Source organism: Cutibacterium acnes, assembly GCF_003030305.1.
GTDB lineage: Bacteria > Actinomycetota > Actinomycetes > Propionibacteriales > Propionibacteriaceae > Cutibacterium > Cutibacterium acnes.
In genome coordinates this window covers 2361875-2387638 of record NZ_CP023676.1, presented here as the reverse complement: position 1 = coordinate 2387638, position 25764 = coordinate 2361875, and the positions used below count along the sequence as shown (strand labels likewise).

The following is a 25764-nucleotide window of genomic DNA, read 5'->3' as shown; positions in this document are numbered from 1 at the left end:
AGATCAATATTGCCGCGCGCGGGTGGGTATCAGGTGAATTGTGACTGCTCGTCCTGGCTGCTGGGATTTTTCGTCACCGGTCGCAGAAGGCGCCCAAAACTGGGGCTCGGGGCGAGGATTATCCCCCGGGCGCAGACCGTAACGAACAGACCGTGACGGTTTAGAACCGCTCGTCGGGAACTGTCTCAAGGTCGTCAAGCCAGGCCCGGACGACGGCATCCGAGGGCATCCGCCAGTCACCGCGCGGACTCAGTGAACCTCCTGCGACGACCTTGGGACCGTTGGGAAGAGTCGACCTCTTGAACTGATTTCCGACGAACCGGCGCAGAAACAGCCGCGTCCAGTCCTTGATTGCTGACAGGTCATAGGAGTGTCGGTCCTCGTCACGGAACCCGGGAGACCAGGAGCCTACCGATGCATCCCGCCAGGCATGGTGGGACAGGAAAATGATCCGGCTGGGGCGCATCCCGTGGCGCAGCAGGTGGTACAGGGTGAAGTCCTGCAGCTCGTAGGGACCTATCTTCGCTTGAGTGGACTGGATCTTCTCGCCGGGACGAGCGGGGACGAGCTCGGGGGAGATTTCTGTTCCCAGCACCGACTCGAGCACCACATTAGTGGCCTCGTTGAACTGGCCCGACGAAATGCACCACCGAATGAGGTGCTGAATGAGGGTCTTGGGTACCCCGGTATTGACCCCGTAGTGGCTCATCTGATCGCCGACCCCGAAGGTGCACCAGCCCAGTGCTAGTTCCGACAAATCACCGGTGCCCAGCACGATGCCGCCGCGCTGGTTGGCTATCCGGAAGAGGTAGTCGTAGCGCAGCCCCGCCTGGACGTTCTCGAAGGTGACGTCGTATACTTCGGCGCCGTCACCGGCGGGATGGCTCATTCCCTTGAGCATCTGGGTGGCAGCCGGCCGGATGTCCAACACTTCGCACGGAATGCCGAGGGCGCGACACATATCTAGGGCGTTGTTTTTGGTGTGGTCGGTGGTAGCGAACCCCGGCATTGTGAAAGCAAGGATGTCGGTGCGCGGCCGGCCCATCTGGTCCATGGCTTTGGCGGCGACGAGCAGGGCGTGGGTGGAGTCGAGACCGCCGGAAACCCCAATGACGATTTTCGGTGATCCCATTGACTCGAGTCGACGACGCAGTCCGTAGACCTGGATGTTGTAGGCCTCGTAGCAATCTTGGGCGAGCTGGTCAGGGTCGTTGGGGACGAAGGGGAAGCGATTAACGGGGCGTTCCAGGCCGATGTCGTCGTGGGGCGGGTCAAGAGTGAAGATGGTGGTGCGCCATGGAGCTTGAGCGGGCTGGGCGAGGGCGTTGTCGTCGAAGGACCCCTGACGCAACCGCTCCTGCCGCAGCAGGTCGAGGTCGATATCGGCGAGGCAGTAGCCCGGTTCGGGGGAGAATCTGTCGGTGGCGGCAAGGAGGGAACCGTTTTCGTAGATCATTGTTTGGCCGTCCCAGGACAGATCTGTGCTGGATTCTCCGGGACCGGCGGCCGCATAGACGTAGGCCTGCAGGTTGCGCGAAGACGTGACTTTGCACAGCTCGTGGCGCTGGCGGGATTTTCCGACGGTGATGGGGGAGCCCGAGAGATTTACCTCCACGACGGCCCCGGCCAGAGCGGCCTGGGAGGACGGGGCGACTGGCACCCAGAGGTCCTCGCACACCTCTACATGGAAGGTGAGGTCAGGCAGATCGGTGGCTCGGAAGAGCTGGTCGGGTCCGAAGGGGATCTCAGTAGAAGCCGCGTGAGATTTTTGTCGCCCCGATAGGTCAATCATCCCGGTAGTGCCCGTGCCGACGGCGAAATGACGTTTTTCGTAGAACTCCCGATAGTTGGGGAGGTGACTCTTTGGCACCACACCGAGGACTTGCCCGCGGTGGATCACGACCGCACAGTTGTAAAGCCGGTTGCCACGCTGCAACGGCGCCCCGACGATGATGACCGGGAAGAGGCTACGGGAAGCTTGGCGCACAGTCTCGATGGCGTCGAGTACGGCGTCAAGCACGACGTCTTGAAGCAGCAGGTCGTCGATGGCGTAGCCCGTCAGACATAACTCGGGGAACACGGCGATCGCGACGCTTCGGGAGCTGAGTTCCCGACAGGTGTCGAGAATCCCCGCCACGTTCGAGGCGGGGTCACCGATATGCACCGTCGTGGTGCAGGCGGCGACTCGCGCAAATCCTTGGTCATAGGTCGAGTGGAAGTTCCCCTTCATGATGCCAGTCTCGCAGACATTGACGCGGGGGTGAGGAATCTTCGGTCACCCTAATTCGGCGGTGCGCGGTGGGTTCGCGCCGGTGCGGGAGACGGTAATCGCGACATTCATCGGGGACCCCCAGGATGCTCACCCCTTGCGCCCCATCATTGACAACATCAATCAATGACTCCCCAATAACAAGTGCCCCCGGCATGGTTCTCTCCTCCCTGTCGGCCCCTACACGTCTCTCCCGAGGCATGAGTCGTCGGGCTTTGAGGGGAGTTTCGCAGTTCTGCTACCGACGTTGTATTCGTACGGTTACGGTGGGGCCTCTAAACTTAACCCGATGCATGCCCCCGGACGTACCTCGAACCCGGAACCGCGCGTCGGCTCAGGCCCGTGGCGTGGCGGCGGTTTTCTTGTTGCCCTAGTGACAATGGTCTGCTTAGTTGCTGGCTGCGGATCGTCAATGCCCGCTGCCTCAGAGCCATGTATCGACTTCGTCCCTGGTGCGGGCGATATGCGTTCCCGTCAGCAATATCCGGTGACGTGCCCTACGGCGTCCCCGAAATCGGCCGCTAAGGCTGCGCATAAACAACCGGATCCAGATGGGCCGTCAAGCAATGAGGGCGTCAATGATCCCGAAGATTCTACGGGCCCGAAGGCTGACGACTCAGCCCCGGTGACTCCTACCCCAACCCCACCGGCAGCATCTCTTACCGTCGGTGCGAAATCCTCAGCTGGACCTGGCAGCTACGTCCTGTGGATCAAAGCGGAGAATCGCGTTTACCTCGTAGCTCACGGTCTAGTGAAACGGGTCATGCTCACTACTGCTGAGCCGTGGAAGACCCCTGTTGGGAACTACAAGATTCAATACAAGACGCGGCACGCGGCTTTTACTGAGGATGGCATCCGCTGGTATATACCTAATTTCCTGTCTTTTTATCAACGCCCCGGCGCGACGGGAACTATCGGTTTCCACCAGATTCCCTGGGACGAAAAGACCAAGAAACCTGCCCAGCCTGTCTACACCTTGGGATTGCCCGGATATTCAAGTCACGGCTGTGCTCGGCTGGCCCCCAAAGATTCTGAGGCCCTCTACAGATTTGCTCATGAGGGCACAAAGGTGAAAGTGCGGTGAGCCGTCGACGCAGCGAGGAGAACATCATCGATGTGAGGGCGCGACTAGGTCACAACGTCGATCAGCGCAACTCGGACATTTTGGGTGCTACCACTGAGTCAGCGCGGGTAGGTAGGTCGGCTGGTGTGTTCACCACTGCTATGGCCATAACTGGACTGGTGTGGGGGCTGACTTTGGCGATCTGGGCGACGAGCCCTGGAGCTGACGGCACCAGGGCGGGCATGCCGGTACAAGGATGGTTTGGCTGCCTTTTGATCGGGCTGCTTTACGCTATGGGAGTAACGGTAATTCTCATCATCCCGGTCGTCCTCATGGCGGCTCTGTTGGGCGGACGCCTCGTCCGGCGGAGGAGCCAACGCATCGCTGGTGGGGTCGTCGGGGCAGTGACGGTTCTAGTTGGAGCAGCTGGTCTCTATGCCCTCATCTTGGACTTGTCTGCGGTGGTGGAGGTCTCATGGCCAGCCGTTGTGACAGCCAGTGCATTGGGATGCTGGTGGGGGCCATGGGTGATGGTGGGGCGAAGTTCACGATAAAGCTGTAGCCCTGGCCTAGAGTGTGGCTCATGACACAGCAGCACACCTCGACTATCCCCTCTGCTCCTAAGGCTCTCACAATTTCCGCCTGGGTTGCCGTTGGGGCCGTGATTGTCCAGGCTGTTTTGGCCTGTTTCATGCTTTCCGGAGTTCACGGTCTCGGCGACGTGCACATGGGCTTCGGCATTGTGACCCTGCTGGCGGCTATCGTCGCGGCCGTTTTGGCCGTCATGTGGAAGCGCCGTGGTGGATCGTCGGCGGTCGTCGGTCACGCCGTCGGTATGGCGGTGCTAATCCTTGTTCAGTATGTCCTCGGTGAGCTGAGCAGTGGTGGCGCCATCAAGTGGATTCACGTGGTACTTGGTGTCGTCATTGTGATCGGGCTGCTCGTCCTACCGCAGTCGATCGGCAAGAACTCCAGTAAGTGACCGGGGTTGGCGTTAGCAGGAGATTTTTGCCGTCACCGCTCCGGTGACAGTCACCAGGTTCGATGGTGACAATTCCACCGACAGACCTCGACGCCCGCCTGAAACCAGCACCCGCGGCTGCCCTAGCACCGACTCGTCGATGCAGATGGGTAGCCGCTTTTTCTGCCCCAAGGGAGAAATTCCCCCGACGATGTACCCCGTGGCGCGCTCTGCTGCCGCTGGGTCAGCCATAGCGACTTTTTTCGCACCTACGGCTGAGGCAAAAGCCTTAAGATCAAGCTGGCGGCTCACCGGAACGACGGCGACGGCAAGCTTGCCCGAGGGGACCAACTCGACGACCAGGGTTTTGAGCATGATGGATGGGTCGAACCCAAGCTTCGCGGCCCCTTCATCGCCGAAATGATGGTTGGACGGATCGTGGTCGTAGCTGTGCAGGACATGCGGGATCTTGGCCTTGGCAAGGGCTTTGGTTGCCGCAGATGCAGAGTCAGACGCAGGCATCAGTTCTCAAATCCCGCCCAAGTCCGCAACCGGTGGGTCATGTCCTCGTCTTGGGGAACTGGGTGGCCGTCAATACTGAGGATGGGGGCGACGCCACGCACCGATGACAACAACCAAGCCCCCTGGGCACGCAACACCTCACCGTGTTTCATGAGCCGGGTAGATGTCTGGACCCCGTCTTCACCAGCGGCCTCGAAGACGGTACTGACGGTAATGGAGTTCAGGATGCCGGTGGGACCGGTGGGGGTTGTCCACAGTCCGTCGTCAGCCGCGATGACTAACCCAGAGGTTGGTCCTTCGAGCAGGTAACCGTCGGTAGAGGTGAAGATGGCGTCGTCGGCGCCCTGGGATCGGGCATAGCGCAGAGCTGCGACGTTGACGGCATAGGACAGGGTCTTGACCCCACCGAGGAGCCAGGGAGCATCGGCGAAGGCGTCGCTAGTGACCCCACGGGATAGACACAGCGCGTCGATTCCCTCCCGTTCTTCGATTGCAGTTTCGGAAAGGGGAGAGATGATGAGAAAACCTCGAGGCGGTCCGGGGACGACCTGACGACCATTGGTGTAGACGAGTTTGAGGGCAGCTTCGCCGGGGATACGCCAGGTGCGTGCCGCTTCTTCGATGAGGTGGTTCCAGGAGTCCAAATCGGGGGTGGGGCCGTTCACTCCAGCGATAGAGCGGGCGAACCGGGACAGGTGCTCGTCGAGGTGGTCGATTCGCGATGTTCCATCCTGCGCGGTCACGATACGAGTTGTGTCGAAGACGCCATCCCCACGCACCAGCCCGAGATCGTCTGCATGGCACACCATCGTGGATGGTGACACGACCCCTTTACCGAGGATGGCTAGCAAGTATGGAACACTTGAATTCATGCGTTCAGCCTAGTTGAGTGATGGTTGAGTGGTCATAGGGGCTGTCAGCCGGGGCCACAGATGTCACGTATTGTTGGGCGTCAGCGTTCAGCCAGTCAGGTTGACACCATGCTACTAACGGACCGGGGGATCATTAATGACGGAGACGCATCACTCGTCGCAACCACGTCAGACGTACCATCATGGTCATCTTCACGAAGTCCTCGTAAAGAAGGGTCTGGAGATGGCTCGCAGCGGTGGCACCGAGGCTGTTGTGCTGCGTGAGGCTACTCGCCGCGCAGGAGTATCACCTAACGCCGCGTACCGTCACTTCGCGAATCGCGAGGCCCTTCTTGATGAGGTGGGTCTGGCGGCTGCCGACCAGATCGGTGTCGTCATGCGTGAAGCGGTGGCTGAGGCCCAGCCCATCGACGATGAGAGCGTGGCAGTTTCCCAACTCGTGGCTGCCTGCCGTGCATATCTTGATTTCGCTCTGACTGAGCCGGGGCTCTTCGACGTGGCGTATCGCATTTCGGATACGGGGCTTGACGCTCTTAACGTGGACCGGTCGAAAGCACCGAATCTGCCCGATTCGGTAATCCAAGATGTCCTTTCAGATCGAGAGGTCACGCTTTCTGACCGGGTTGACGTCCGGAGCCTCGTCATTCTTCTGTGGTCCGTGCTTCACGGTTTTGCGTCGCTGTCGACTTCTGGTCCCCTGCGTGGTGAGAAAACTCCGGAGTGGGCTGACCGGGTTCTCGATGTCATTCGTGCGTCCCTGCGCGGTGCGATAGCACGAGCTTGATGGTTCGAGGGAGTCGCGATCCGGGCTCCGAGGTTGGGGCCGGATACCGTCAGATTCTGAATCTGGCAGTGCCTGCTTTCTTGTCCCTGATTGCTGAGCCGCTGTTCCTCGTTGCAGACTCCGCAGTGGTCGGGCATCTGGGCACCGCCGAGTTGGCAGGCCTGGGTGTGGCTTCGGCGGCCTTGACGACCTTCACAGGGCTTTTTGTTTTCCTTGCCTACGCGACGACGGCAACATCGTCACGTCGAATGGGGGCGGGGGACCGTCAGGGAGCTGCCCAGGCTGGTGTGGATGGCTTGTGGCTGTCTGTCATCATTGGCCTACTTGTGGCGATCATGCTGGTGGCTATTCCGACGACGGTGGCTGGTTGGTTTGGAGCTAGCGGCGCGGTTGCGGAACAGGCGGGACGCTATTTGCGCATCACTGGATTTGGGGTGCCCGCGATGCTCGCCACCATGGCGATCACAGGAGTGTTGCGTGGGTTTCAAGACACTCGCACGCCCTTAGTTGTGACGGTCGTCACCTTTAGTGCGAACTTGGTGCTCAATCTGTGGTTCGTGCTTGGTATGGGTTGGGGCATCCAGGGGTCCGCCATAGGCACCCTCGTCTGCCAGATAGCCATGGCGGTGGCTCTGGTGTGGGTGCTGCGGATACGAACTCGCGGCCTCGACTTAAGTTTGGTGCCGCACCTGAGCGGCATTGCTTCAAGTTTGCGTGATGGTATCCCGTTGCTCATTCGAACCCTGGCGTTGCGTGCCGCTCTCTACGTGACAACCTGGGTCGCCGCGCGGTCTGGAGCGATCACCATGGCGTCATATCAGGTGACGATGACGATGTGGAACTTGCTACTCATGGCCATGGACGCCCTGGGTATTGCCGGCCAGGCCCTCACCGGGGCGAGCCTGGGAGCTGGTGACGTCCGTCGTACCCGGTCACTGACGGCCACGATGACGCGATGGGGGCTTGTGGCGGGCGTTGTTATTGGCATCGTGCTGGCGGCTTTTCATCAGGTGGTTCCTGCCCTGTACACCGACGACCCCGCCGTACACCGAGCGGTCGCTGCTGGTTTGCTTGTCGTGGCAGCTCAGCAGATCGTTGCTGGCCCGGCTTTCGTCCTCGATGGGGTGCTCATTGGGGCTGGCGACGGCCGATGGTTGTCGGGTGCTCAGGTTGTCATGCTCCTGGTGTATCTACCGATGGCCTGGGCTGTGCACCTCTTGGCGCCGTCAGACCCGGCCGCTGCAGTGGTGTGGCTGTGGGTTGCCTTCAGCGGGTTCATGATCGTGCGGTGTGCAATCCTGGCATGGCGTGCGCGCGGAGACGCCTGGATGAGGACGGGCGCCTGAGCGGGTTTTGGGAGCTTGAAGGAGGGTTAGCGGCCTGTGGTCGACGGGCCATCCCAAAGTCACTCGAAGTCCACGCGCTGCGCTCCGGGTACGGAGTCGTACCTCTCTGGGGCGCTAGTAAACACCACGATCTGGCTAGTCTGAGCACTTTGGGCTATCTCGGCGAGGACGTGCCTGACCCTCACAGGATCGGAGTAGACCAGGGCGTCGTCGAGGATCACCGGCACTCCATCGTCGGGGTCAATGAGCCGAGCGGCGGCCAGCCGGACGATCAGTCCCAACTGTTCGCGGGCCCCTGACGACAGCTGGTCCCATTCCAGCCGGGAGCCATTAAGCTGACGTGCCACGACCGACAAGGTGGAGTCGATCTCGACGTGAAGCTCCTGGCCGAAGACCCCGCGTCCAATCCGGTCGATTTGGGTGGTGAAAGGTGCCACGTAAGACTGTCGCACGTGTTCCAGGTGGGCTGCCAGAGTCTGGTACAGCAACTTGGCTGACCGTGCACGCTGCTCCAATCCAGTCACTCGTCGAGCCAGTTGGTGTTCCTTGATGGTGAGGGAGTCGACCTCGGTCTGACGCTGCTGGCGGCCAAGCCCCTGCAGCTGTCCGTTGAGTTCTGCCCGACGACGGATGTTGTTCTCGAGGCGGTCCCTTGCGGTCGTCAGTGCCACCCGTGTTCCTTCAGCTTCGGTGTGGACCTGCTCGGGGTTGCGTTCCGCTAGCGCGGCCTGGGCGCGGTCGGCCTCGGCCTGTGTGAGTCGAGCCTGCTCCTGGGCGGTTGTGAGCGTCTCGGTGAGGGCCTCATCGCTGGTGATTTTGCGTGCAGCCGTCAGTTCGGTAGAAAGCCTGGTGACCGTTTCGGCGGTTTTTTCAGCGTCGATATTTGCCCGGAAGACCTTCTCATGAGCCTCGACGTGGCGCTCTTCCACCGTTCTTAACCGGTTGTCAGCCTGACGTTGGGCGGTACGCGCTTCATTCGCTGCGGCGACAGCCTCTTCTTCCAGCTTCTGAGCCTCGGCGGCCGTGATGCTGACGGTTTCGGTAGTGCGCTCAGCCATGGCTTCAAGCTCTTGGATGGTGACTTCGCCCTGCTCTTCCTCGAGGTGTTCCCGCCAGGAAGAGATGTGGGTCTCCATGACCCTGCGTTCAGCTAGACGAGACTCTGCCTGCTCCAGACTCGCCACACCTAAGTCCTCGAGTTGTGACACCACGGTTTGGTGGGCCTTCTCGGCATCGTTCCCTAAGGTCATGACCTCAGAAGTGGGGGAGATTCGCACTCGCCAAGCCTCACCCATCTCCATGACGAGCTCGCCATGTACCCGGCGCTGATTCGTCGTACCGATCGGTACATCGAGGTCGGCGCCGTCAATGCGTAGCGAAACCCCGTCGGCGAGGTGTTCGATGGCTAACTGGGGGCTAGCCATCAATGCCTTATCGCGGGCAAGGTCGTCGGCCTTGACGGCTTCCCTTAGCGCGGATAGTGCCTTGCCGGTCACTTTCTCGGTGTCGAGGCGTTGCTGTTCAGCCGTTATGCGCGTCTTGAGCTCATTGATCCGGTCGAGCTGTTGCCGAGCCTTGGTCGATTCTTCACCAACACGCGCTGTTGTAAGGGTCTGCCGAGCCTGGGTTTCGGCCTCCTCGGCCTGGGTAACTTTCCTCTGAGCCTCATCGAAAGCTGTCTTGGCTTCCTCGCGTTCCTCGGCGACGCTTCGGCCCAGCTCCGATAGTTCTGCGGCCACGCGCTGGCAGTGTTCATATTTGTCCTGGGCCGTCGCGAGATCGTCGATGAGCTTGGCCCTCATGTCGTGGGCCCTCTTGGCCTCGGCATGACGCTGCGCTGCTTCCTTGGCAGTACGTTTGGTGGTCTCGACCTCCTTCTCGAGTTCGGTGAGGCTCGCAAGGGCAGCCTCAGCTTTCTGGCAGTCGGTCTTTTTGGATGCCACCACGGTCTGATCGTGGCTGATTTGTTCGTTGATTCTGCTGAGGGAGTCGACGACTTCGTCGACCTCTGCGAGCCTCTCTTGTCCTTTAGCAAGGTTGCTGCGGATCTCCTCGAGCTCGTCGCGATCTGCGAAGACGTTGCGACGCTCTGATCCCCCGGGCGTGAAGTACTTGTCATATTCCGCTCGAGCCCGATCCATGAGTCCGCCTCCGGAACCCTCGTCAGGTTGCTGCCCGCCAGCTTGTTCTAAGGCAGCGGTAAGGGCCTGGGAAGAATCCAGCCGCAACGGAGATAGTCCGCTGGCCTGCATGAGACGCAGCGCGTTCCACAGAGTCATATCTGTGCCGGACAACAGAGTTTCCATCATCTCGACAGCCTCGTCGCCAGTGATGGTCTGGCCAGCACGAGGCCCGGCAAGGAACTTCAGTGAAGATTCCTTGTCTTTGAGAAAGCACTTGCGATGAACGAAGCGGTGATCGCCGATCGTCATCTCAGCTTCGATGACCACCTGCAGAGATGTGCCATAGGGCTGAGCGATTCGGACTTTGCGAGACTTCGATGAGGCTTTGGTGCTGGTATCGAGCAGCAGGTCGAGGGCTTCCACCATGGAGGTCTTGCCGATCTCGTTGCGTCCGGTTGCAATGACAACCCCACAATCGGGCAACTCGAGGGTGCGTTCGTCAATCGCTTTGAAATTTTCGACGTGGATGCGGTGCAGCTTCATCGTGACACCTCCGCAGTGTGTGCAGTAGATGCGATACTGGCTCCTTCAGCGCTGACGAGACGGTGCAGCAGGGTGAGCGCAGCGACGGCGTCTTCATTGGTGGCGCACATGTCCGACAATTCTTCGGCAGCATCTCGTACCCAACCGGGCACATCAGCCTCAGTCAGGCTGATATCGTCTCCCACCACGGTGAGGTCATGGCGGGTTTCACTCGGTTCGAGGCTTGCGAAGACAGTTTCATAATCAGCGATGATCTCGTCGAGCTTTGCCTTCTGAGAGATAGTGACCTGTCCGTGAAGGTCGTAGCGGATGATGGTGCGATCTCGGCGGTTGAAGGAGTCGAACCTATCGCGCAGAGCCTGTAGATCTGCCTCGCTGGCTACCTCCTGACTCACTCGGGCATGCAGCCACGTGCCAACATTGATCGTCTGGCAGGTAAGAGGATCACCGAGGTCGACGATTACCGCAGTGCCGACGCTCTCCTCGTTGAAGCTCGTTGTCTCCTGGGTTCCGCTGTACCGGATGGCGGCGCGGTTATCGTTGGTCGGCCACGCGATATGACGATCGCCCAAAGCGACGTAGCTCAGCGCACCTCGGGCAATCGCGTCCTCGAGAGGAGCTCGCGAGATGAGGGCTTCACGAGCATCCCCCGATAGCCCCTCAAGCTGGCCATGGCCGACCAGGATGCGTGGTGTCTGGGCGGGCTCCAGGTTCTTCACAAGGTCGGCGAGGGGGTCAGTTGACGGGTGGCGGGTCGTCAGCGGAGAGGCAACGATCGTAGCGATGACGACCCCGTTGCCGTCAGCGATCTGGGTCTCTGCGTGGTCTCGTAGCACCTGGACGTTGCTCGGGCAGCGCTGTGCGAATTCTGGCCCATCCCAGAGACACCCCGGCTCTAAGCTGTCGTGATTTCCGGGCAGCAGGTACACGGGGAGATCAATGGAGGCTATCGCCTCACACGCGCGGGCAATGATCTGAGTGGAGACATTGTGGGTTTCGAAGACATCTCCGGCGACGACGACAAACTCGCAGCCCTCTTGCCGGGCAACGTCGCCTAGCCTGCGTACCGTCTCGATTCGATCGGCAGTAAACCGTGCCTGTGGGTCGTCGTCGCCGCGCTTCGACAGGTAGTGCCGAGTCATCCCCAGTTGCCAATCTGAGGTGTGGAGAAATCTCGTCATGGCAGCATGATAGGAAATGGCTCCGATACTATTTGTGTACGCGTGTTCCGGTAATGTTCTGGCTTGTCAGGGCCAGTCTTAGCGATAATCCGACGCTCAGTTCTGCTTGATAGCGCTGGTAGCGGCGGAGGTGGAGCGGAAGGTCGTCGTCGGGCGTCTCGACGTCGAGGAAGTTAGCGGACTTCACGTGGGCGTCGCGATCGGCGTTAGGGGGTCAGGGACGCGGTCTAGGCAGTCACCTCAACGGAGACGTTGGACGTGTCAACAAAGAAAGTGCTTCGGTGACAGAAGATGTGCTTATCGCCCCTTATACTCAGCGACAAAGGAGGCACGGTGACTGAGGACTCCGCCGTTTGGCTCGACGACCACCAGCAGCGCGTATGGCGCTTGTGGCTGGAAGTATCGACTACCTTGCCTGCCGTGCTCAACCGCCAGTTGTCCCGCGATTCGCAATTGTCGGTGCAGGACTTTGAGGTGCTTGTGCGTCTGTCTGAGACCGACGGCGGCGACATGAGAGTTGTGGCCCTTGCAGAGCACATGGGATGGGAACGCTCCCGACTGTCCCATCACCTCACGCGTATGGAGAAGCGAGGCCTCATCGAACGTCGCGTCTGCTGTTCGGACGGCAGAGGGGCCATCATTCACCTCACTGATCAGGGCACGGCGGCATTACAACAGGCCGTCCCGGGCCACGCTGCTCTGATCCGACGCGTCGTTTTTGGTGGGCTTGATTGCGGCCACCTCAACGACCTCGAAGCCATTCTCTCGCGAATCTGCCAGAGTCTCGCTGAAGAAGGCAAGGTCAACCCCACAGACCACAGTTGAAGGTACTTCACGTCGCCGTGTCACGTCACGTCTTGTCCCACCTAGGGAAACGGTCACATCCGCGGGACCGTACCAGCTTTATCATCAGCCCCACCGACGCAGATGAGGAGCACATATGGCAGTAGCGGCCACGGGCATCCCGGCGGAATCCGGCGAACCCGCTATGGACAAACCCCGCATGAAGGGTCGTCACCTGGTGATGATGAGCCTTGGCTCGGCCATCGGAACCGGACTCTTCGTAGGGTCTGGCAAGGGTGTGGCTGCAGCTGGACCAGCAACCTTGGTGGCGTATATCGTCGCCGGGTTACTCGTCATCGCCATCATGTACATGCTCGGCGAGATGGTTGCAGCCCATCCCGACTCCGGGGCGTTTTCGGTCTACACATCCCGAGCCATGGGCTCAGCAGCTGGCTTTGCGATGGGGTGGGTCTGGTGGATCGAACTAGTCGTCGTCGTCGCGGCCGAGGCGATCGCGGCGGCGTCGACCCTTGTTGCTATGTGGCCAATAGCCCCTGTCTGGCTGCTTACCCTCATCTTCCTGGTCGTCCTCACCGCAATCAACCTGCTGGGAGCCGACAGATTCGGAGAGTTCGAGTTCTGGTTTGCCCTGCTTAAAGTGGTCGCCGTCGTCGTCTTCCTTACCATCGGTGTGCTGCTTATTTGCGGAGTCTTGGCGGCTCCCGCGGCGGGAACATCCAACCTCGTCGGCCACGGCGGATTCCTGCCCAATGGGTGGTCTGGGGTGGCGACAGCCCTGCTTTTGGTCGCCTTCAGCTTCGGTGGCATCGAGATCATGGCGGTGGCGGCCGCCGAGACCGAAGACCCTGCCCACAATGTCTCCCGGGCTGTGCGCACCATCGTTTGGCGAATCCTGGTGTTCTACATGGGTTCAGTAGCCATCATGGTTATCGCGGTGCCTTGGGACGACCCCGAACTCGGCGCTTCCCCCTTCGTGGCCGTCCTTAACCGGGCCGGTATCCCAGCAGCCTCCGAGGTCATGACCTTGGTCATTGTGTTGGCCTTGCTGAGTTCCCTCAATGCCAATCTTTATGGGGCTGCCCGGATGCTTGGCTCTTTAGCGGAACGCGGCATGGCCCCTCGCGTCGCCATGCGAACCAGGGGACGCTCGGTGCCGACGGTTGCGGTGCTGGCCAGCGTCGCCTTTGGATTCTGTTGTGTGCTGGCTACTTTCGAATGGGGCGACGCCGTACTCGGTACTCTGCTTAATATCGTCGGTTCAACCATCATCGTTACCTACTTCTTCACCATCTGCTCTCACTACGTGCTGCGTCGCCGCGCTGAGAAGGAGGGCGCCCCGCTGCCGATGCGGTTGAAAGGGTTTCCGGTGGTGAACTGGGCAGCAATGATCCTGCTGATTGGCATCGTTGTACTGGGCATGTTTTCCCCCGACGTACGAGCTCAACTGATGTCAACGGGGGCGCTCGTCGTCATCCTCTATGTCATTGGAGTGGGATGGTCCCATCACGCCGGACGCAGCCCCTTCCATCCCACGACCGACTGAACTCAAGCGGATGACGGTCCCGGGTCGTTCGGGGGTTTGGGGGACCGAGCGAGCAGCTCGTGTTTACGGTCTTTGGCCCGAATAATTTCCGGGACGATCCGAGGCGTATCACGTTGGTGAGTGGCTGGGGTGGGAGCCGTGGTCGGATGGGGGGAGGGAACTGTTGCGGGCTTGGCTTGCGGTTTGGCAAGCGGCTCAGCAGCAGGCTTCGAGAGGGAAGCATTCTTTCCGGATGGCTTCTTGATAGCGGGCTTCGGGCTAGCTACCTCGTCGTCAGATTTAGGCTCTGATAGTTTCGTGACGCGCCCCATGGCATGGACGCGTCGGCCCTCCAGGCGATCCTTGAGCTGAGAGGTGTAGATCGAAGTGTCCCCGACAACTCGGCCAGCGACGGCGACGGCGATCATGCCAGGAGCGAGCATCGACAGGTTTCCGGTCATCTCGCCAACCATGAGCAGCACGCCGAGTGGGGCATGGGCAACCGCACCGAAGCAGGCGATCATGCCGACAATGACGAAACTCATCGGTGAGGATGGGATACCTGGCAGCCCCTCGAGGAGGCGCCACAGTGCCGCGCCAGTGGCTCCGCCGATGACCATGCCAGGGCCGAAGACGCCGCCGGAACCGCCCGATCCGATGGACAGGGTCGTCGAGAGGATCTTGGCGAAGGGGATTGCCAGCACCATGAGCAGCGGCATCCGCACGAGGTTGTTGGCGAACATCTCTTGTTGCACTGAGCCGTAACCGGTGCCCAGTGCTGCCGGTATGAGGAGTCCAAGCAGCCCGACTCCCAGACCACCGATAGCCGGGACGAGCCAGCCAGGAACCTTGTCGAGACGGTCAAAAAGCGTGGTGCCGCTGTAGAAGACCTCAACATAAAGCTTGCCCATGAGGCCAGCAGTGAGGCCCAGTAGGACGAACCAGATGAGTTGCAAAGGCTGGGAGAATTGCACTCCACTGAGCGATCCGAAGATTGGCTCGAATCCGTATACCGACCCGAAGACCACGAAGGCGACGATCGACGACACCAGGGAAGGCATGATCGCGTCGGATTCCATGTCGTCGCGGTAGAGCAGCTCCGCACCTAGTAACGCACCGCCCAGCGGGGCGCGGAAGATGGCACCGATGCCTGAGGCAGTGGCTGCTGAGACGGCAATCCGGGCGTCTGGGGTGGCGATTTTGAGCTTCTTACACAGTGAGGAGATGACGGTCGCGCTGATCTGGGCAGTGGGGCCCTCACGTCCACCCGAACCGCCGGAACCTATTACGAGGGAGGATGCGATGATCTTGACCGCTGCGACTTTTCCCTTGAGAGCTGTCGGGTCGTGATGGACGGCATGAATGGCGTTGTCAGTGCCATGGCCTTTGGCGGTAGGCGCGACGAAGTACACCAAGGTTCCCGAAACCAGGGCGCCTCCGGCGACGATGAGCGGGATGGCCCAGGGGCGGGTGAGCCTGGTGCCGGCGACACCGCCGCCCTCCCCCAAGGTGCCGGGTGGGGTATAGCCGCCCAACGTCTCGAGTAGCCAATGCGTGCCGGTTTTCAGACAGAAGAAGAAGATAATGACACCGACGCCAGAGACGATACCGATGACTGTGCCCATAAGCAGCCAACGGTTTAGGGAGTCTCGGAAGGCCTTGGGACGGTGCGGGACGAGGGCACGGCGCAGGCGCCTGAGTTGTTTGGCCCATGCGGCCCGGGCCTCGGGGTGGATGGCAGTCTCGGTCATTGCTGGTTGGAATCCTCTGCGCAAGGGCGGTTGGGGGTGCCGTGTCCGCTGGCCTCGGCTGCGCGGGTAAATAAGGTGAATCCGGTGACGACAGTGTCGATCTCGCCGGGCTCGAGGTGGCTGAGTAAGTCGACGAGTTGACGACGACGGTGCTCATTGACGTTCTGTACGAGTGTGGCCCCTCGTTTCGTCAGGGAGAGCACATTGGCCCGACGATCGTCAGGATCGGGAGAACGGTCAATGAACCCTTTGGCGACGAGACGCTCAACCATGCGCGCGATGGTTGAGGAGTGGACTTCAAGGTCACGAGCCAGATCGACTCCGCGCGTCACTCCGGCGTCGATGAGGACGAGGAGTCGGTATTGCGGCGCGCTGACATCTTCGGCAAGTTCCGCCAGGGAGCGGGCTGCCACGTCAATGAGGGCCCACGATGCTTGCAAAGCGATTTCAACATCAGTGTGATCGGGGGTCAGCCCGTTCGTTGCATCCCGCGATATCTGCACAGCGGAATTGTTGCACACTGCATTAGTTTTGGCGACGTGCTGTGTGTCGGTGGCGCGGTCACCTACAGTGATGCTATGGCCCGCATTATTGTCACCGCACCGCAGCTCATGTCCGTCGTTAACGAGGAGCTCCCCGGTCACGAGGTCGTAGGTGGCGACCACTTCATGGACCGCCAGGAACTGTCGCGCCAGATCGCTACCGCTGATGCCATACTGACGAGCTTGTCCGATCCCCTCGACGCCGAGATGATTGGTCAAGGCAAGAACCTGAAGGTCATCGGTCAGTGCGCCGCTGGTTTTAATAACATCGACCTTGACGCCGCTAAGCAGGCTGGGGTTGTCGTCACATCGACCCCAGGCGTCCTCCACGAGGCCACTGCTGACCTTGCCTTCACGTTGCTTCTTGAGGTCACTCGTCGTACTGGCGAGGCTGAACGTTGGATGCGTGCAGGCAGGGCTTGGCGCTACGATCACACCTTCATGCTCGGCGCTGGTTTACAGGGGGCTACCCTCGGCATTGTCGGTCTGGGACAGATCGGTGAGGCTATGGCTCGACGCGGAGCAGCCTTCGGCATGAATGTCATCTACAACGCCCGCCATGAGAAGGATGTCGCGGCGATTGACGCCGTCAATCTCAATACCCAGCCCACTCGTCGCGTCGAGCTCGACGAACTGTTCGCAACCTCCGACGTTGTCTCCTTGCACTGTCCACTCACTGATGAGACCCGTCATCTCGTCGACGCTGACGCCTTGGCTGCGATGAAGAAGACCGCCTACCTCGTTAATACCGCTCGTGGCGCCTGTGTCGACGAGGCTGCCCTGGTGGAGGCTCTTAAAACGGGTGCGATTGCTGGTGCAGGTCTGGATGTTTTCGAGGAGGAGCCGACGATTACTGCGGACTTGCTGACGATGGAGAACGTCGTGCTGCTGCCCCACCTTGGGTCGGCTGCGCTGCCGACCCGCGAAGCGATGAGTCGTCTGGCTGCTCGCAATATCGCCAAGGTCCTTGACGGTAAGCCGGCTGAAACCCCGGTGGAGTGATTCGTTCGCTCACAGCGTTGATGTGGTAGGCCCGGTTCTCGTTGGCGGAACTTCGTCGCAGAGAGCCGGGCTCAGCTGTGTTCTTTGACGTGAAGGAAAGCACGCAATGACGCGGTCAGAATTGTCTCAAGGCGTGTGGAAGTGGCTATTTCCGCAGTCCTGTTTTCTATATTTAAATAACCGATTAGTTATCTAAATCATGGCGTTGAAGACGGGGTCTTGTGACACGGAAATCGCGTTGTAGCGCGGTTTGCACGTCTGTTCTAGGGGGTGTGCACGAACATGCACGAAAGCCGTTTTCGGTGGTTGTTACACATCGCTTTCCCTAACCTTGTCACGTACCTGGCAACGGTGGCGGGGCATCGAGATCCCTGAGCCACCCCCCACACGCCGGATGGTTTCGAAGGGAGCATTCAATGAGGACCATGGACGCAGACGTCGTTGTCATCGGTGGCGGTGCCACCGGTGCGGGCGTCGTGCGGGACGTCGCGATGCGTGGATACCGCGCCGTCCTGTTGGACAAGGCCGACCTCGGCCAAGGAACCACCGGTCGTTACCACGGCCTGCTCCACTCTGGTGGACGATACGTCGTCTCTGACCCCGGATCGGCGACGGAATGCGCTGAGGAAAATGAGATCGTCACCCGGATCCACGCTGACGCCGTTGAGAAGACCGGCGGCTTGTTCGTGGTGACCCCAGAAGATGACTTGGAGTTCTCTGATCAGTGGGTTGAGGGAGCCAAGAAGTCCAAGGTTCCCTTCGAGGAAATCTCCACCGCGCAGGCCCTGCGTCGCGAGCCTCGTCTGAACCCCGGTATTAAGCGCGCCTTCGCCGTTCAGGACGGTTCGGTCGATGGCTGGCAGATGGTGTGGGGCGCCGCCCACTCCGCCATCGAATACGGCGCCAAAGTCATGACCTACACTGCCGTCACCGAGATCATTCGCGAGGGAGACCAGATCACCGCCGTGGTCGCCCACGACCTTAAGCACGACGAGCAGATCCGCATCGACTGCAAGTTCGTTATTAACACTGCTGGCCCGTGGGCGGGACGCATTGCTGAGCTTGTCGGTTGCTATGACGTTGACGTTGTGCCAGGCCGCGGCATCATGATCGCGATGAACCACCGCCTGGTGAACACGGTAGTCAACCGCTGTATCTACCCTGCTGACGGCGACATCCTAGTGCCGGTGCACACCGTGTCGATCATCGGCACCACCGACGTCAAAGCTGACGATCCGGAGCGGCTGGCCATTCCTCGCAACGAAGTGCAGCAGATGCTCGATTCCGGCGAGGCCCTTGTCCCCGGATTCCGCGATGCCCGTGCCGTACATGCCTGGGCCGGTGCCCGCCCGCTATTCAAAGACAAGCGAGTCTCTGCCACCGATACCCGCCACATGTCCCGCGGTATGAGCGTTCTCGACCACGGTTCTCGCGACGGTGTTAACGGCATCGTTTCCATCATCGGCGGCAAGCTCACCACCTATCGTCTGATGGCCAAGAACGTTGTCGACGTCATGTGTGAGCAACTTGGCGACGACCGTCCCTGCCGTACCGCAGACGAGGCTGTGCCCGGATCGACCGTCGGCAAGAACTACCTCATCACCCACCGTCTGGGCGAGAACGAAGAGCGTCGTGCCGGGACTGGTCTGGTCCGCGGTGGCGACCCGAAAACCGTGCCGTCATCGAAGAAGATTGACAACCAGGTCATCTGCGAATGCGAGCTCATGAGCCGCAAGATGTTCACCGATCTGCTAGCCGAGCAGCCCGACGCTACCTTCGACGACCTGCGCCGCCAGCTGCGTTTGGGTATGGGTCCCTGCCAGGGTGGCTTCTGCTCGATGCGCGCTACCGGAATTGCTGTTGAGGAGGGCACCATTGACGCCGAGCGCGCCACCGGTCTGCTGCGTCTGTTCCTCAAGAACCGGTGGATCGGATTGTGGCCGATTCTCTACGGCGAGCAGGTTCGGCAGACCGCCCTTGACGATTGGATCTTCCAGGGCACCTTCGACGTTGAGCACCTTCCCACCCCGCAGCAGGAGGTTGAGCTGTGAGCACCGCAACCGTTCCCACTAAGTCGGTTACTGCCGACCGTTTCGGCGCTCAGCACGTCGTCGTCATCGGATCCGGCCTCGCTGGCCTAACCACCGCCCTGCGCCTGCGCCGCGGTGGCGCCCGGGTGACCCTCGTCACCAAGGGCGTCGGCGGCCTGCAGTTGGGTCAGGGCACTATCGACATCCTCGGCTACACCCCGGATCGCGTCGAGAAGCCCTACCAGGCTGTCCAAGAATTCGCGTCCCAACACCCTGCGCATCCCTACGCCAAGATCGGCGTTGAAGCCGTGAAGGAGGGCATCGACTTCCTGCGCGAGGTTGTCGGTGACTCCTACCTGCTTGGTGACGGGGAGGCCACGATCAACGTGCCGACCGCCGTCGGTGCGATTCGTCCCACGGCCCTAGTCCCGCCGTCGATGATCAACGGCAATCTTAAGGACGGTGACAAGGTCGTTGTCATTGGGTTAGCCCAGTACAAAGACTTCCACGCTGGTCTCATCGCTCAGAACATCAACCGCACAACGCTGCCTGGCGGTGGCCATGCCTCCGCCCGCGCTGTCGTGGTCGACTTTGAGCCCCGCGAGGGCGAGTACGACGCCACCGGCTTGGCGATCGCTCGCTCCCTCGACGATGCTCGTACCCGTCGAATGCTGGCTGAGGGGCTTAGGGGATTCGTCAATCCCGGTGAGATTGTCGCCTTGCCGGCCGTGCTCGGCATCGATAACCACAGCGAGGTCCTCGCTGACTTCAAGAAGATCCTCGGCGCCGAGGTGTTCGAGATCGCATCCCTGCCACCCTGCGTGCCCGGCATGCGCCTCAACAACAAGCTTGTTGCGACCGCTAAGAACGAGCGTGTTGACTACGTGCTTGGTTCGAAAGTCACCGGCTGCACGGTGGCCGACGGCAAGGTTGTCTCCGTGACCGTCGGAACCGCTGGTGCCGGCAAGGAGATCAAGGCTGACGCCGTCGTCCTCGCTGGCGGTGGCTTCGAGTCCGGGGCCCTCAAGCTTGACTCTCACGGCCACCTGCATGAGACCATCCTCGACCTGCCGGTCACCATGCCGGAAGGCGTCAAGGAGGAGGATCTCATCCACGGTGATTACTGGGGTTCCCCACAGCCGCTCTTCCTGTGCGGTGTTGAGGTCGATGAGACCATGCTCGTCACCTACCAGGGTAAGCCCGTCCATTCCAATGTCTACGCCGCCGGCGGCGTGATCGCCGGTGCTACCAGGTGGCAGGAGAAGTCGGGTGAGGGTATCGCCCTCGGCTCGGCCATCAAGGCTGCCGATGCCATCCTGTCGTCGGTCGGGGCAGGCGCCGCGACCAAGGAAAGGAACTGATCATGGGTGTTATCGAGGAGACATTCGCCGGACACGAGGTCTCGCGCCAGTCGCTCGACGCCTGCGTCAAATGCACTATCTGCGAGACGATGTGCCCGGTCGCCAAGGCCACCCCGCTCTACACCGGTCCGAAGTACAACGGCCCGCAAGGCGAACGCTACCGTGACGGGGCTTCCGTTGACCACTCCCTCGAGTGGTGCAACTTCTGCGGCATCTGCACCTTGCACTGCCCGCAAGGGGTGAAGATCGCGGAGCTCAACGAACAGGCCGCTGCGAAGATGAAGCACCAGAATGGTGTTCCGTTGCGTGACCGCCTCATTCCGCTGACCACTCTTGAAGGACGTGTGCTGTCCCCGATCGCCCCGCTGGCTAACTGGGGCCTCAATCAGAAGCCGATCCGCATCGCCGTCGAGAAGATCATCAAGGTCCATCGTGATGCCCCGATGCCGACCGCTCAAACGGAGACTCTCAGCAAGTGGATGCGCCATCACAAGCCCGCCAAGCCAGCTACCAAGGGTCCGATCGTCTTCTTCCAAGGCTGCGCCGGCGGTTACTTCGAGACCGAGACCTCCAAGAAATCTATCGAGGTGCTTGAGCACCTGGGCTATGAAGTGCTCGTCCCGAAGCAGGGCTGTTGCGGTCTGGCTAAGCAGTCGAACGGTCTGTTCGAGGGTGCCACCAAGGACATCCTCAGCCTGTGCGACAAGATCATCAGCCTCGGCAAGGGTCTGACAGTCGTGTCCTCGTCCGGCTCCTGTGTCGGCATGATGAAGCACGAGGCTCACGAGATTATGGGTGTTGACGATCCTCGGCTGCACGATGTGTCGGTGCGTTCCCGGGACTTTTCAGAGTTCCTCATGGACGAGTACCGCAATGGTGAACTCGACACTTCGCAATTCCGTTCGATCGACATCACGGTTCCCTATCACCAGCCCTGCCAGGTCAAGAGCCAGGGCATGGGATTCCCAGCGGTTCAGCTCATGGAGCTCATCCCGGGTGTCAAGGTGCTGGAGTCTAACGAGCCGTGCTGTGGCATCGCCGGTACCTACGGTCTGAAGGCCGAGCGCTATGAGGTCGCTCAGAGGATCGGTGCGGGTGTGTTCAAGCACATGCAGGATCACAACGAGGGCGTTGGAGTGTGCGATACCGAGACGTGCCGTTGGCAGATTTCCAAGTCCTCGGGTGTCAAGATCGTGCATCCGGTGTGGCTGCTGCACCACTCGCTCGGGCTGTCGAACAACCTGCTCGACTGATCGAAACCTGCTGGACCTTACCGCTCTTCGATGGCGTGAGGGTTCAGCTTCGCCGGACCTCCTGCGATCCGGAGTCGGCCGGGACCTGCTGTGGGGGCGGGCCCCGGCCCTTTCACGTGCTGCTGCGATGTCGGGCGCAACTTCCGGCTGGGGTCGCCGGCCGGCCGTCGAGGGTCGTCTTGCCGTGGCTGGTCAAAAATTGCCGGTTCGAGGCGGGTCCGATCACTGCTGTGATGTGGCCTGTTGTGGGTCGGGATTTTTTGTCACCGGGGGGGGGTTGGGAGGGCACGGCAGGTCAGGGGGTGTGACCTTGCGACCGTTGTGGCTTATGTTCGGGGGCCCGAGACCGTGGGGTCCTGGGGAATCCACCACCGCCAAGGGGCGTCAATGTTGCGGCTGATCCCTACTCGCGGGCCCTGTCGGAATTCGGCAATCTCCGGTGCGGGTTCGAGGCGCCAGCCCAAGGCAGATATCGCACCATTGCCGATGATGCTCACCGGGTTTCCAGACTCTTCGAGACTGGCACCCAAAGCTGACCCCATATTTCCTGGTCCGCAGGCAAGGCGGTTCTCGGCGACGTTCCCGCGACGCCGACGAGCATCATCGTGGCCTGCTATGACTTGCCCGCCACGCAGTAGCACGGCAGATGCCTCCCCGTCTGGTGAACACACGAGGTTCACGCAGCGATGCATGCCGTAAGACAAGTACACGTATATGTGAGAAGGCGGCCCGAACATCACGCGGGCGCGTGGGGTTGGCCCACGAAAGGCATGGGATGCTGGGTCGTCGAGTCCCATGTACGCCTCGACTTCGGTGAGACGGATCCCCACCGGGCCGCGCCAGATCGTTGCCCCGAGTAGGAGCGGGGCGACCTCGATAGCGGGAGCCGAGAGGTCGATCATGCCTTGGTGTCGCACAGGAAGTGGCACGCAGTGCAGGTAGCGGCGGTCACGGTGATGACCGCTGGCCAAGCACCGATCTTCTTTGCCAATCCGTGAGAAGCTCCGAAAGCTGCCAGGTAGGTTGCGCCCAGCAGGCCAGCAATCGTCGGTCCGCTCTTAGCGAGCCAGGTGCGGCCAGCCCAGCAGCCAGCAGCCGCGAGCACGGTTCCGCCCAGTGGCCGGACCCCGGTAGTGCGAGCAGTGAGCCATCCTCCGACGAGCCCGAGGCCGGCCACCTCGGCGGTGTTGACGTTTTCTGCCCTGTTCAGCTTCATGCCCCGAGTCTAGCTGGGCGGCTTAGGACGCCCGGGTAAACCCCGATTCGGGTCGAGATCGTCAGTCGCCTTAAGGTGTCGCGAACCGCCCATCTTCTAGACGTACTGGTGCCCGGTAAGCCGAGGGCGAGTGTGTTATCGAAGGATCACAGCGTAATGACGACTTTTCCGATCATGGCACCGGACTCGACGGCTGCGGTGGCTTCACGCACATGCTGGGCTGTCAGACCCTCGATATGGCGGGTCATCGTCGGACGGATCTGCCTCTTCTCGACGAGGTCGGCGATGCTGGCCAGTGCCCGGCCTTGTTCGGCGACGTCGGGCGTCGCGAACTGTGGACGGCTGAACATCGACTCGCTGGTCACCGTTAATGACTTTGACTTGAAGGCCATGAGATCGAATGAGTCGGTTCCGTCGATCATGACCAGATGTCCGAACGGTGCGATGATCTCAGCCAAAGTCGATGCTGGTGGCGTATAAGCTGAGAGAATGCCGTCGAACCCGGTGATGCCGAAGTCGTTGACCTGCGGGGCGAGCGGTTCACGATGGTTAATGATTCCGGTGGCTCCCATATCCTGACACCACTGTGCACTCTCTGGGCGCGAGGAGGTCGCAACGACCGGCCCGCTGGTAATAGCACGAGCTAGTTGGATGGCTGCCGACCCGACGCCACCAGCGCCGCCGATCATGAGGAAGGCTTTGTTACTGCGTTCTTCGGGGGTACCCAGACGGATGTGGTCGATGAGGGCTTCCCATGATGTCAGAGCAGTGAGTGGCAGGGATGCGGCCTCGGCGATAGATAACGATGGCGGGCGTTTCGAAACGATCCGCGAGTCAACCAGGGTGAATTGCGAGTAGGTGCCGGGACGATCGCGGTTTCCGGAATGCCACACCTCGTCACCGACGCTGAAACCGTTGACCTCCGATCCGGCTGCGCGCACGACGGATGCAGCGTCAAACCCCAGCACGCGGGGATGCGAGAGCGTTCCAGCCTCCTTACGCAGCTTGATGTCGATGGGGTTGACCGAGACGGCTTGGACCTCAACGAGCAGGTCGTGCGGGCCCGGCTCCGGTATTGGCAGGTCAACGTCAACGAAACATTCGGGATCGGAGACCGGCAGGGGCCCGGTGATGGCGACGGCGTGCATGCTTTCCATGACCCCACGGTAGTGCCGACCGGGTTGCTTGGGTACCGCTGTTAGCGCTGCATGTCGACGAAACGCGAGTAGTGGCCTTGGAACACCACTGGCACGGTCCGTGTCGGCCCGTTGCGGTGCTTGGCGACGATGATATCGGCCTCGCCGGCGCGCGGGGACTCTTTGTCGTAAACGTCCTCTCGGTGCAACAGGATGACGACGTCAGCGTCCTGCTCGAGTGACCCGGACTCGCGCAGGTCACTCATCATGGGTTTCTTGTCGGTGCGCTGCTCGGGGCCACGGTTGAGCTGGGAAAGGGCCACGACAGGGATCTCGAGCTCCTTAGCCAACAGTTTGATCTGGCGAGAAAACTCCGAGACTTCCAGCTGACGCGACTCCACCTTTTTGCCGGAGGTCATGAGCTGCATGTAATCGATGATGACGAGCTTGAGGTCGAATTTTTGCTTCATCCGCCTTGCTTTGGCGCGGATTTCCATCATCGTCAGGTTAGGGGAGTCATCGATGAACAACGGTGCTGACGAGATCTGTGTTGTTTTGTCGACCATGCGCTGCCAATCCTCTTCGGACAGGCGCCCCGCACGCATCCGGGACAGCTCGATCCCTGCCTCGGCAGATAGCAATCTCATGACGATCTCGTTGCGCCCCATCTCGAGGCTGAAGATTGCAGCTGCGAGATGGTTCTTGATCGCGGCGGCGCGGGCAAAGTCGAGGGCCAGAGTGGATTTTCCCATGGCCGGACGGGCGGCGACGATGATCATCTGGCCGGGCATGAACCCGTTGGTGAGCTCATCAAGGTCGGTGAACCCAGTAGGAATGCCGGCCATGGCGTCGCCGCGAGCCTCAATGGCCTCAAGCTCGTCAAAGGTGCTCTCGAATAATTCCGAGAGTGGGTGGTATTCCTCACTGGTTTTGCGGGTGGAGACGTCGTAGAGGGTCTGCTGGGCGGCGTCGACGATGTCGGCGACCTCTCCTTGTCCCTGGTAGCCCATCTGAGCGATGCGGATTGACGCTTCGACGAGGCGACGAAGAACGGCTTTCTCGGCGACAATCTTGGCGTAGTATGCCGCGTTCGCGGTGACGGTGACATTGGTTAGCAATTCTGCGAGGTACAGGCGTCCGCCGGCTCGCTCGAGTTCGCCGCGGCGATCTAGTTCATCGGCGGTGGTGACGGTGTCGGCAGGGTCGCCGCGACCGTATAGATCGGTGATGGTGTTGAAGATGAGCTCGTGTCCAGGGCGGTAGAAATCGACGCCCTTGATCTCTTCGACGACGTCGGCGATGGCGTCTTTGGAAGACAACATGGCACCTAGTACGGACTTTTCGGCGTCAATGTCCTGGGGAGGGTTACGGTCCAAGGACGGGCCCGGCTCGGCGGGTGCGCTGGACATGGCGGCTCCTTCACGGCTGACAGGGGGCTAGTGTGCCACGTTTTTAAGTACTCCCGGATAAGAGTTATCCACAG

At 60.9% G+C, this 25764-nt stretch carries 23 protein-coding genes; 11 read left to right on the top strand and 12 right to left on the bottom strand.

The window, feature by feature from the left end:
• Positions 1-160 precede the first annotated feature (160 nt).
• Positions 161-2230, bottom strand: a complete 2070-nt coding sequence (locus CPA42_RS12030) for an NAD(+) synthase (protein ID WP_002518505.1) — start codon at positions 2228-2230, stop codon at positions 161-163.
• Positions 2202-2426 (bottom strand): hypothetical protein, encoded by a 225-nt coding sequence (locus CPA42_RS13335; RefSeq protein ID WP_002522712.1) that lies wholly within the window; start codon positions 2424-2426, stop codon positions 2202-2204. Before CPA42_RS13335 ends, CPA42_RS12030 begins: the two co-directional genes overlap by 29 nt.
• Positions 2427-2558: 132 nt before the next feature.
• On the opposite strand from CPA42_RS13335, the gene CPA42_RS13455 reads away from it, so the two are divergent.
• The 3 genes from CPA42_RS13455 to CPA42_RS12010 are packed head-to-tail and all read left to right on the top strand — an operon-like array spanning position 2559 to position 4314.
• On the top strand, positions 2559-3353 hold the full coding sequence (locus tag CPA42_RS13455; RefSeq protein WP_002516467.1) for a L,D-transpeptidase: 795 nt from the start codon (positions 2559-2561) through the stop codon (positions 3351-3353).
• Positions 3350-3886: a hypothetical protein gene (locus CPA42_RS12015; protein WP_002516455.1), complete on the top strand. Its 537-nt coding sequence runs from the start codon at positions 3350-3352 to the stop codon at positions 3884-3886. The genes CPA42_RS13455 and CPA42_RS12015 overlap by 4 nt, the downstream gene beginning before the upstream one ends.
• 29 nt (positions 3887-3915) lie before the next feature.
• Positions 3916-4314, top strand: a complete 399-nt coding sequence (locus CPA42_RS12010) for a hypothetical protein (protein ID WP_002518503.1) — start codon at positions 3916-3918, stop codon at positions 4312-4314.
• 12 nt (positions 4315-4326) lie between these two features.
• Here CPA42_RS12010 and ybaK read toward each other — a convergent pair whose 3' ends face one another.
• Both ybaK and CPA42_RS12000 read right to left on the bottom strand, forming a co-directional pair.
• Positions 4327-4815, bottom strand: a complete 489-nt coding sequence (gene ybaK / locus CPA42_RS12005) for a Cys-tRNA(Pro) deacylase (RefSeq protein ID WP_002516458.1) — start codon at positions 4813-4815, stop codon at positions 4327-4329.
• Entirely contained in the window at positions 4815-5687 is an 873-nt protein-coding gene (locus CPA42_RS12000; protein WP_002516435.1) for an aminodeoxychorismate lyase, read from the bottom strand. Before CPA42_RS12000 ends, ybaK begins: the two co-directional genes overlap by 1 nt.
• Positions 5688-5823: 136 nt before the next feature.
• Between CPA42_RS12000 and CPA42_RS11995 the strand changes: the two genes are divergently transcribed.
• Both CPA42_RS11995 and CPA42_RS11990 read left to right on the top strand, forming a co-directional pair.
• The gene (locus CPA42_RS11995; RefSeq protein ID WP_002516452.1) at positions 5824-6471 is read left to right on the top strand and encodes a TetR/AcrR family transcriptional regulator; all 648 of its coding nucleotides are present in this window, start codon (positions 5824-5826) and stop codon (positions 6469-6471) included.
• Positions 6471-7817: an MATE family efflux transporter gene (locus tag CPA42_RS11990; RefSeq protein ID WP_002516439.1), complete on the top strand. Its 1347-nt coding sequence runs from the start codon at positions 6471-6473 to the stop codon at positions 7815-7817. Before CPA42_RS11995 ends, CPA42_RS11990 begins: the two co-directional genes overlap by 1 nt.
• A gap of 59 nt (positions 7818-7876) precedes the next feature.
• Here CPA42_RS11990 and CPA42_RS11985 read toward each other — a convergent pair whose 3' ends face one another.
• Positions 7877-10483 (bottom strand): AAA family ATPase, encoded by a 2607-nt coding sequence (locus tag CPA42_RS11985; RefSeq protein WP_002516447.1) that lies wholly within the window; start codon positions 10481-10483, stop codon positions 7877-7879.
• Complete coding sequence (locus tag CPA42_RS11980) at positions 10480-11664, bottom strand: metallophosphoesterase family protein (RefSeq protein ID WP_002516448.1); 1185 nt, start codon at positions 11662-11664, stop codon at positions 10480-10482. Before CPA42_RS11980 ends, CPA42_RS11985 begins: the two co-directional genes overlap by 4 nt.
• Before the next feature lie 333 nt (positions 11665-11997).
• Between CPA42_RS11980 and CPA42_RS11975 the strand changes: the two genes are divergently transcribed.
• Together CPA42_RS11975 and CPA42_RS11970 are read left to right on the top strand one after the other, a co-directional pair.
• The gene (locus tag CPA42_RS11975) at positions 11998-12489 is read left to right on the top strand and encodes a MarR family winged helix-turn-helix transcriptional regulator (protein WP_002516471.1); all 492 of its coding nucleotides are present in this window, start codon (positions 11998-12000) and stop codon (positions 12487-12489) included.
• Positions 12490-12604: 115 nt separating this feature from the next.
• Entirely contained in the window at positions 12605-14011 is a 1407-nt protein-coding gene (locus CPA42_RS11970; protein ID WP_002516466.1) for an amino acid permease, read from the top strand.
• A 2-nt stretch (positions 14012-14013) separates the two neighbouring features.
• On the opposite strand, the gene CPA42_RS11965 is transcribed toward CPA42_RS11970, so the two are convergent.
• Positions 14014-15741, bottom strand: coding sequence for a chloride channel protein (locus tag CPA42_RS11965; RefSeq protein WP_002516446.1), 1728 nt, complete (start codon positions 15739-15741; stop codon positions 14014-14016).
• Positions 15738-16244 (bottom strand): MarR family winged helix-turn-helix transcriptional regulator, encoded by a 507-nt coding sequence (locus tag CPA42_RS11960; RefSeq protein WP_002518141.1) that lies wholly within the window; start codon positions 16242-16244, stop codon positions 15738-15740. Before CPA42_RS11960 ends, CPA42_RS11965 begins: the two co-directional genes overlap by 4 nt.
• Before the next feature lie 75 nt (positions 16245-16319).
• Between CPA42_RS11960 and CPA42_RS11955 the strand changes: the two genes are divergently transcribed.
• From CPA42_RS11955 to CPA42_RS11940, 4 genes are all read left to right on the top strand, one after another.
• A complete protein-coding gene (locus CPA42_RS11955) occupies positions 16320-17285 on the top strand; it encodes a 2-hydroxyacid dehydrogenase (protein ID WP_024513523.1) in 966 nt (321 codons plus the stop codon).
• Positions 17286-17701: 416 nt separating this feature from the next.
• Positions 17702-19336 carry an anaerobic glycerol-3-phosphate dehydrogenase subunit GlpA gene (glpA, locus tag CPA42_RS11950; protein WP_002516474.1) on the top strand — a complete coding sequence of 545 codons (1635 nt, stop codon included), beginning with the start codon at positions 17702-17704 and terminating at the stop codon, positions 19334-19336.
• Positions 19333-20676, top strand: a complete 1344-nt coding sequence (gene glpB / locus CPA42_RS11945; RefSeq protein ID WP_002516442.1) for a glycerol-3-phosphate dehydrogenase subunit GlpB — start codon at positions 19333-19335, stop codon at positions 20674-20676. Before glpA ends, glpB begins: the two co-directional genes overlap by 4 nt.
• Positions 20677-20678: 2 nt before the next feature.
• A complete protein-coding gene (locus CPA42_RS11940; RefSeq protein ID WP_002516460.1) occupies positions 20679-21929 on the top strand; it encodes an anaerobic glycerol-3-phosphate dehydrogenase subunit C in 1251 nt (416 codons plus the stop codon).
• 326 nt (positions 21930-22255) lie between these two features.
• On the opposite strand, the gene CPA42_RS11935 is transcribed toward CPA42_RS11940, so the two are convergent.
• The 4 genes from CPA42_RS11935 to dnaB all read right to left on the bottom strand — a co-directional run bounded on the left by CPA42_RS11935 (position 22256) and on the right by dnaB (position 25690).
• Entirely contained in the window at positions 22256-22831 is a 576-nt protein-coding gene (locus CPA42_RS11935; protein ID WP_002516444.1) for a DNA-3-methyladenine glycosylase, read from the bottom strand.
• A complete protein-coding gene (locus tag CPA42_RS11930) occupies positions 22828-23145 on the bottom strand; it encodes a hypothetical protein (protein ID WP_002516441.1) in 318 nt (105 codons plus the stop codon). The genes CPA42_RS11935 and CPA42_RS11930 overlap by 4 nt, the downstream gene beginning before the upstream one ends.
• A gap of 146 nt (positions 23146-23291) precedes the next feature.
• Positions 23292-24302 (bottom strand): zinc-binding alcohol dehydrogenase family protein, encoded by a 1011-nt coding sequence (locus CPA42_RS11925; protein ID WP_002518500.1) that lies wholly within the window; start codon positions 24300-24302, stop codon positions 23292-23294.
• A gap of 41 nt (positions 24303-24343) precedes the next feature.
• Positions 24344-25690: a replicative DNA helicase gene (dnaB, locus tag CPA42_RS11920; RefSeq protein ID WP_002516454.1), complete on the bottom strand. Its 1347-nt coding sequence runs from the start codon at positions 25688-25690 to the stop codon at positions 24344-24346.
• Positions 25691-25764: the final 74 nt, after the last annotated feature.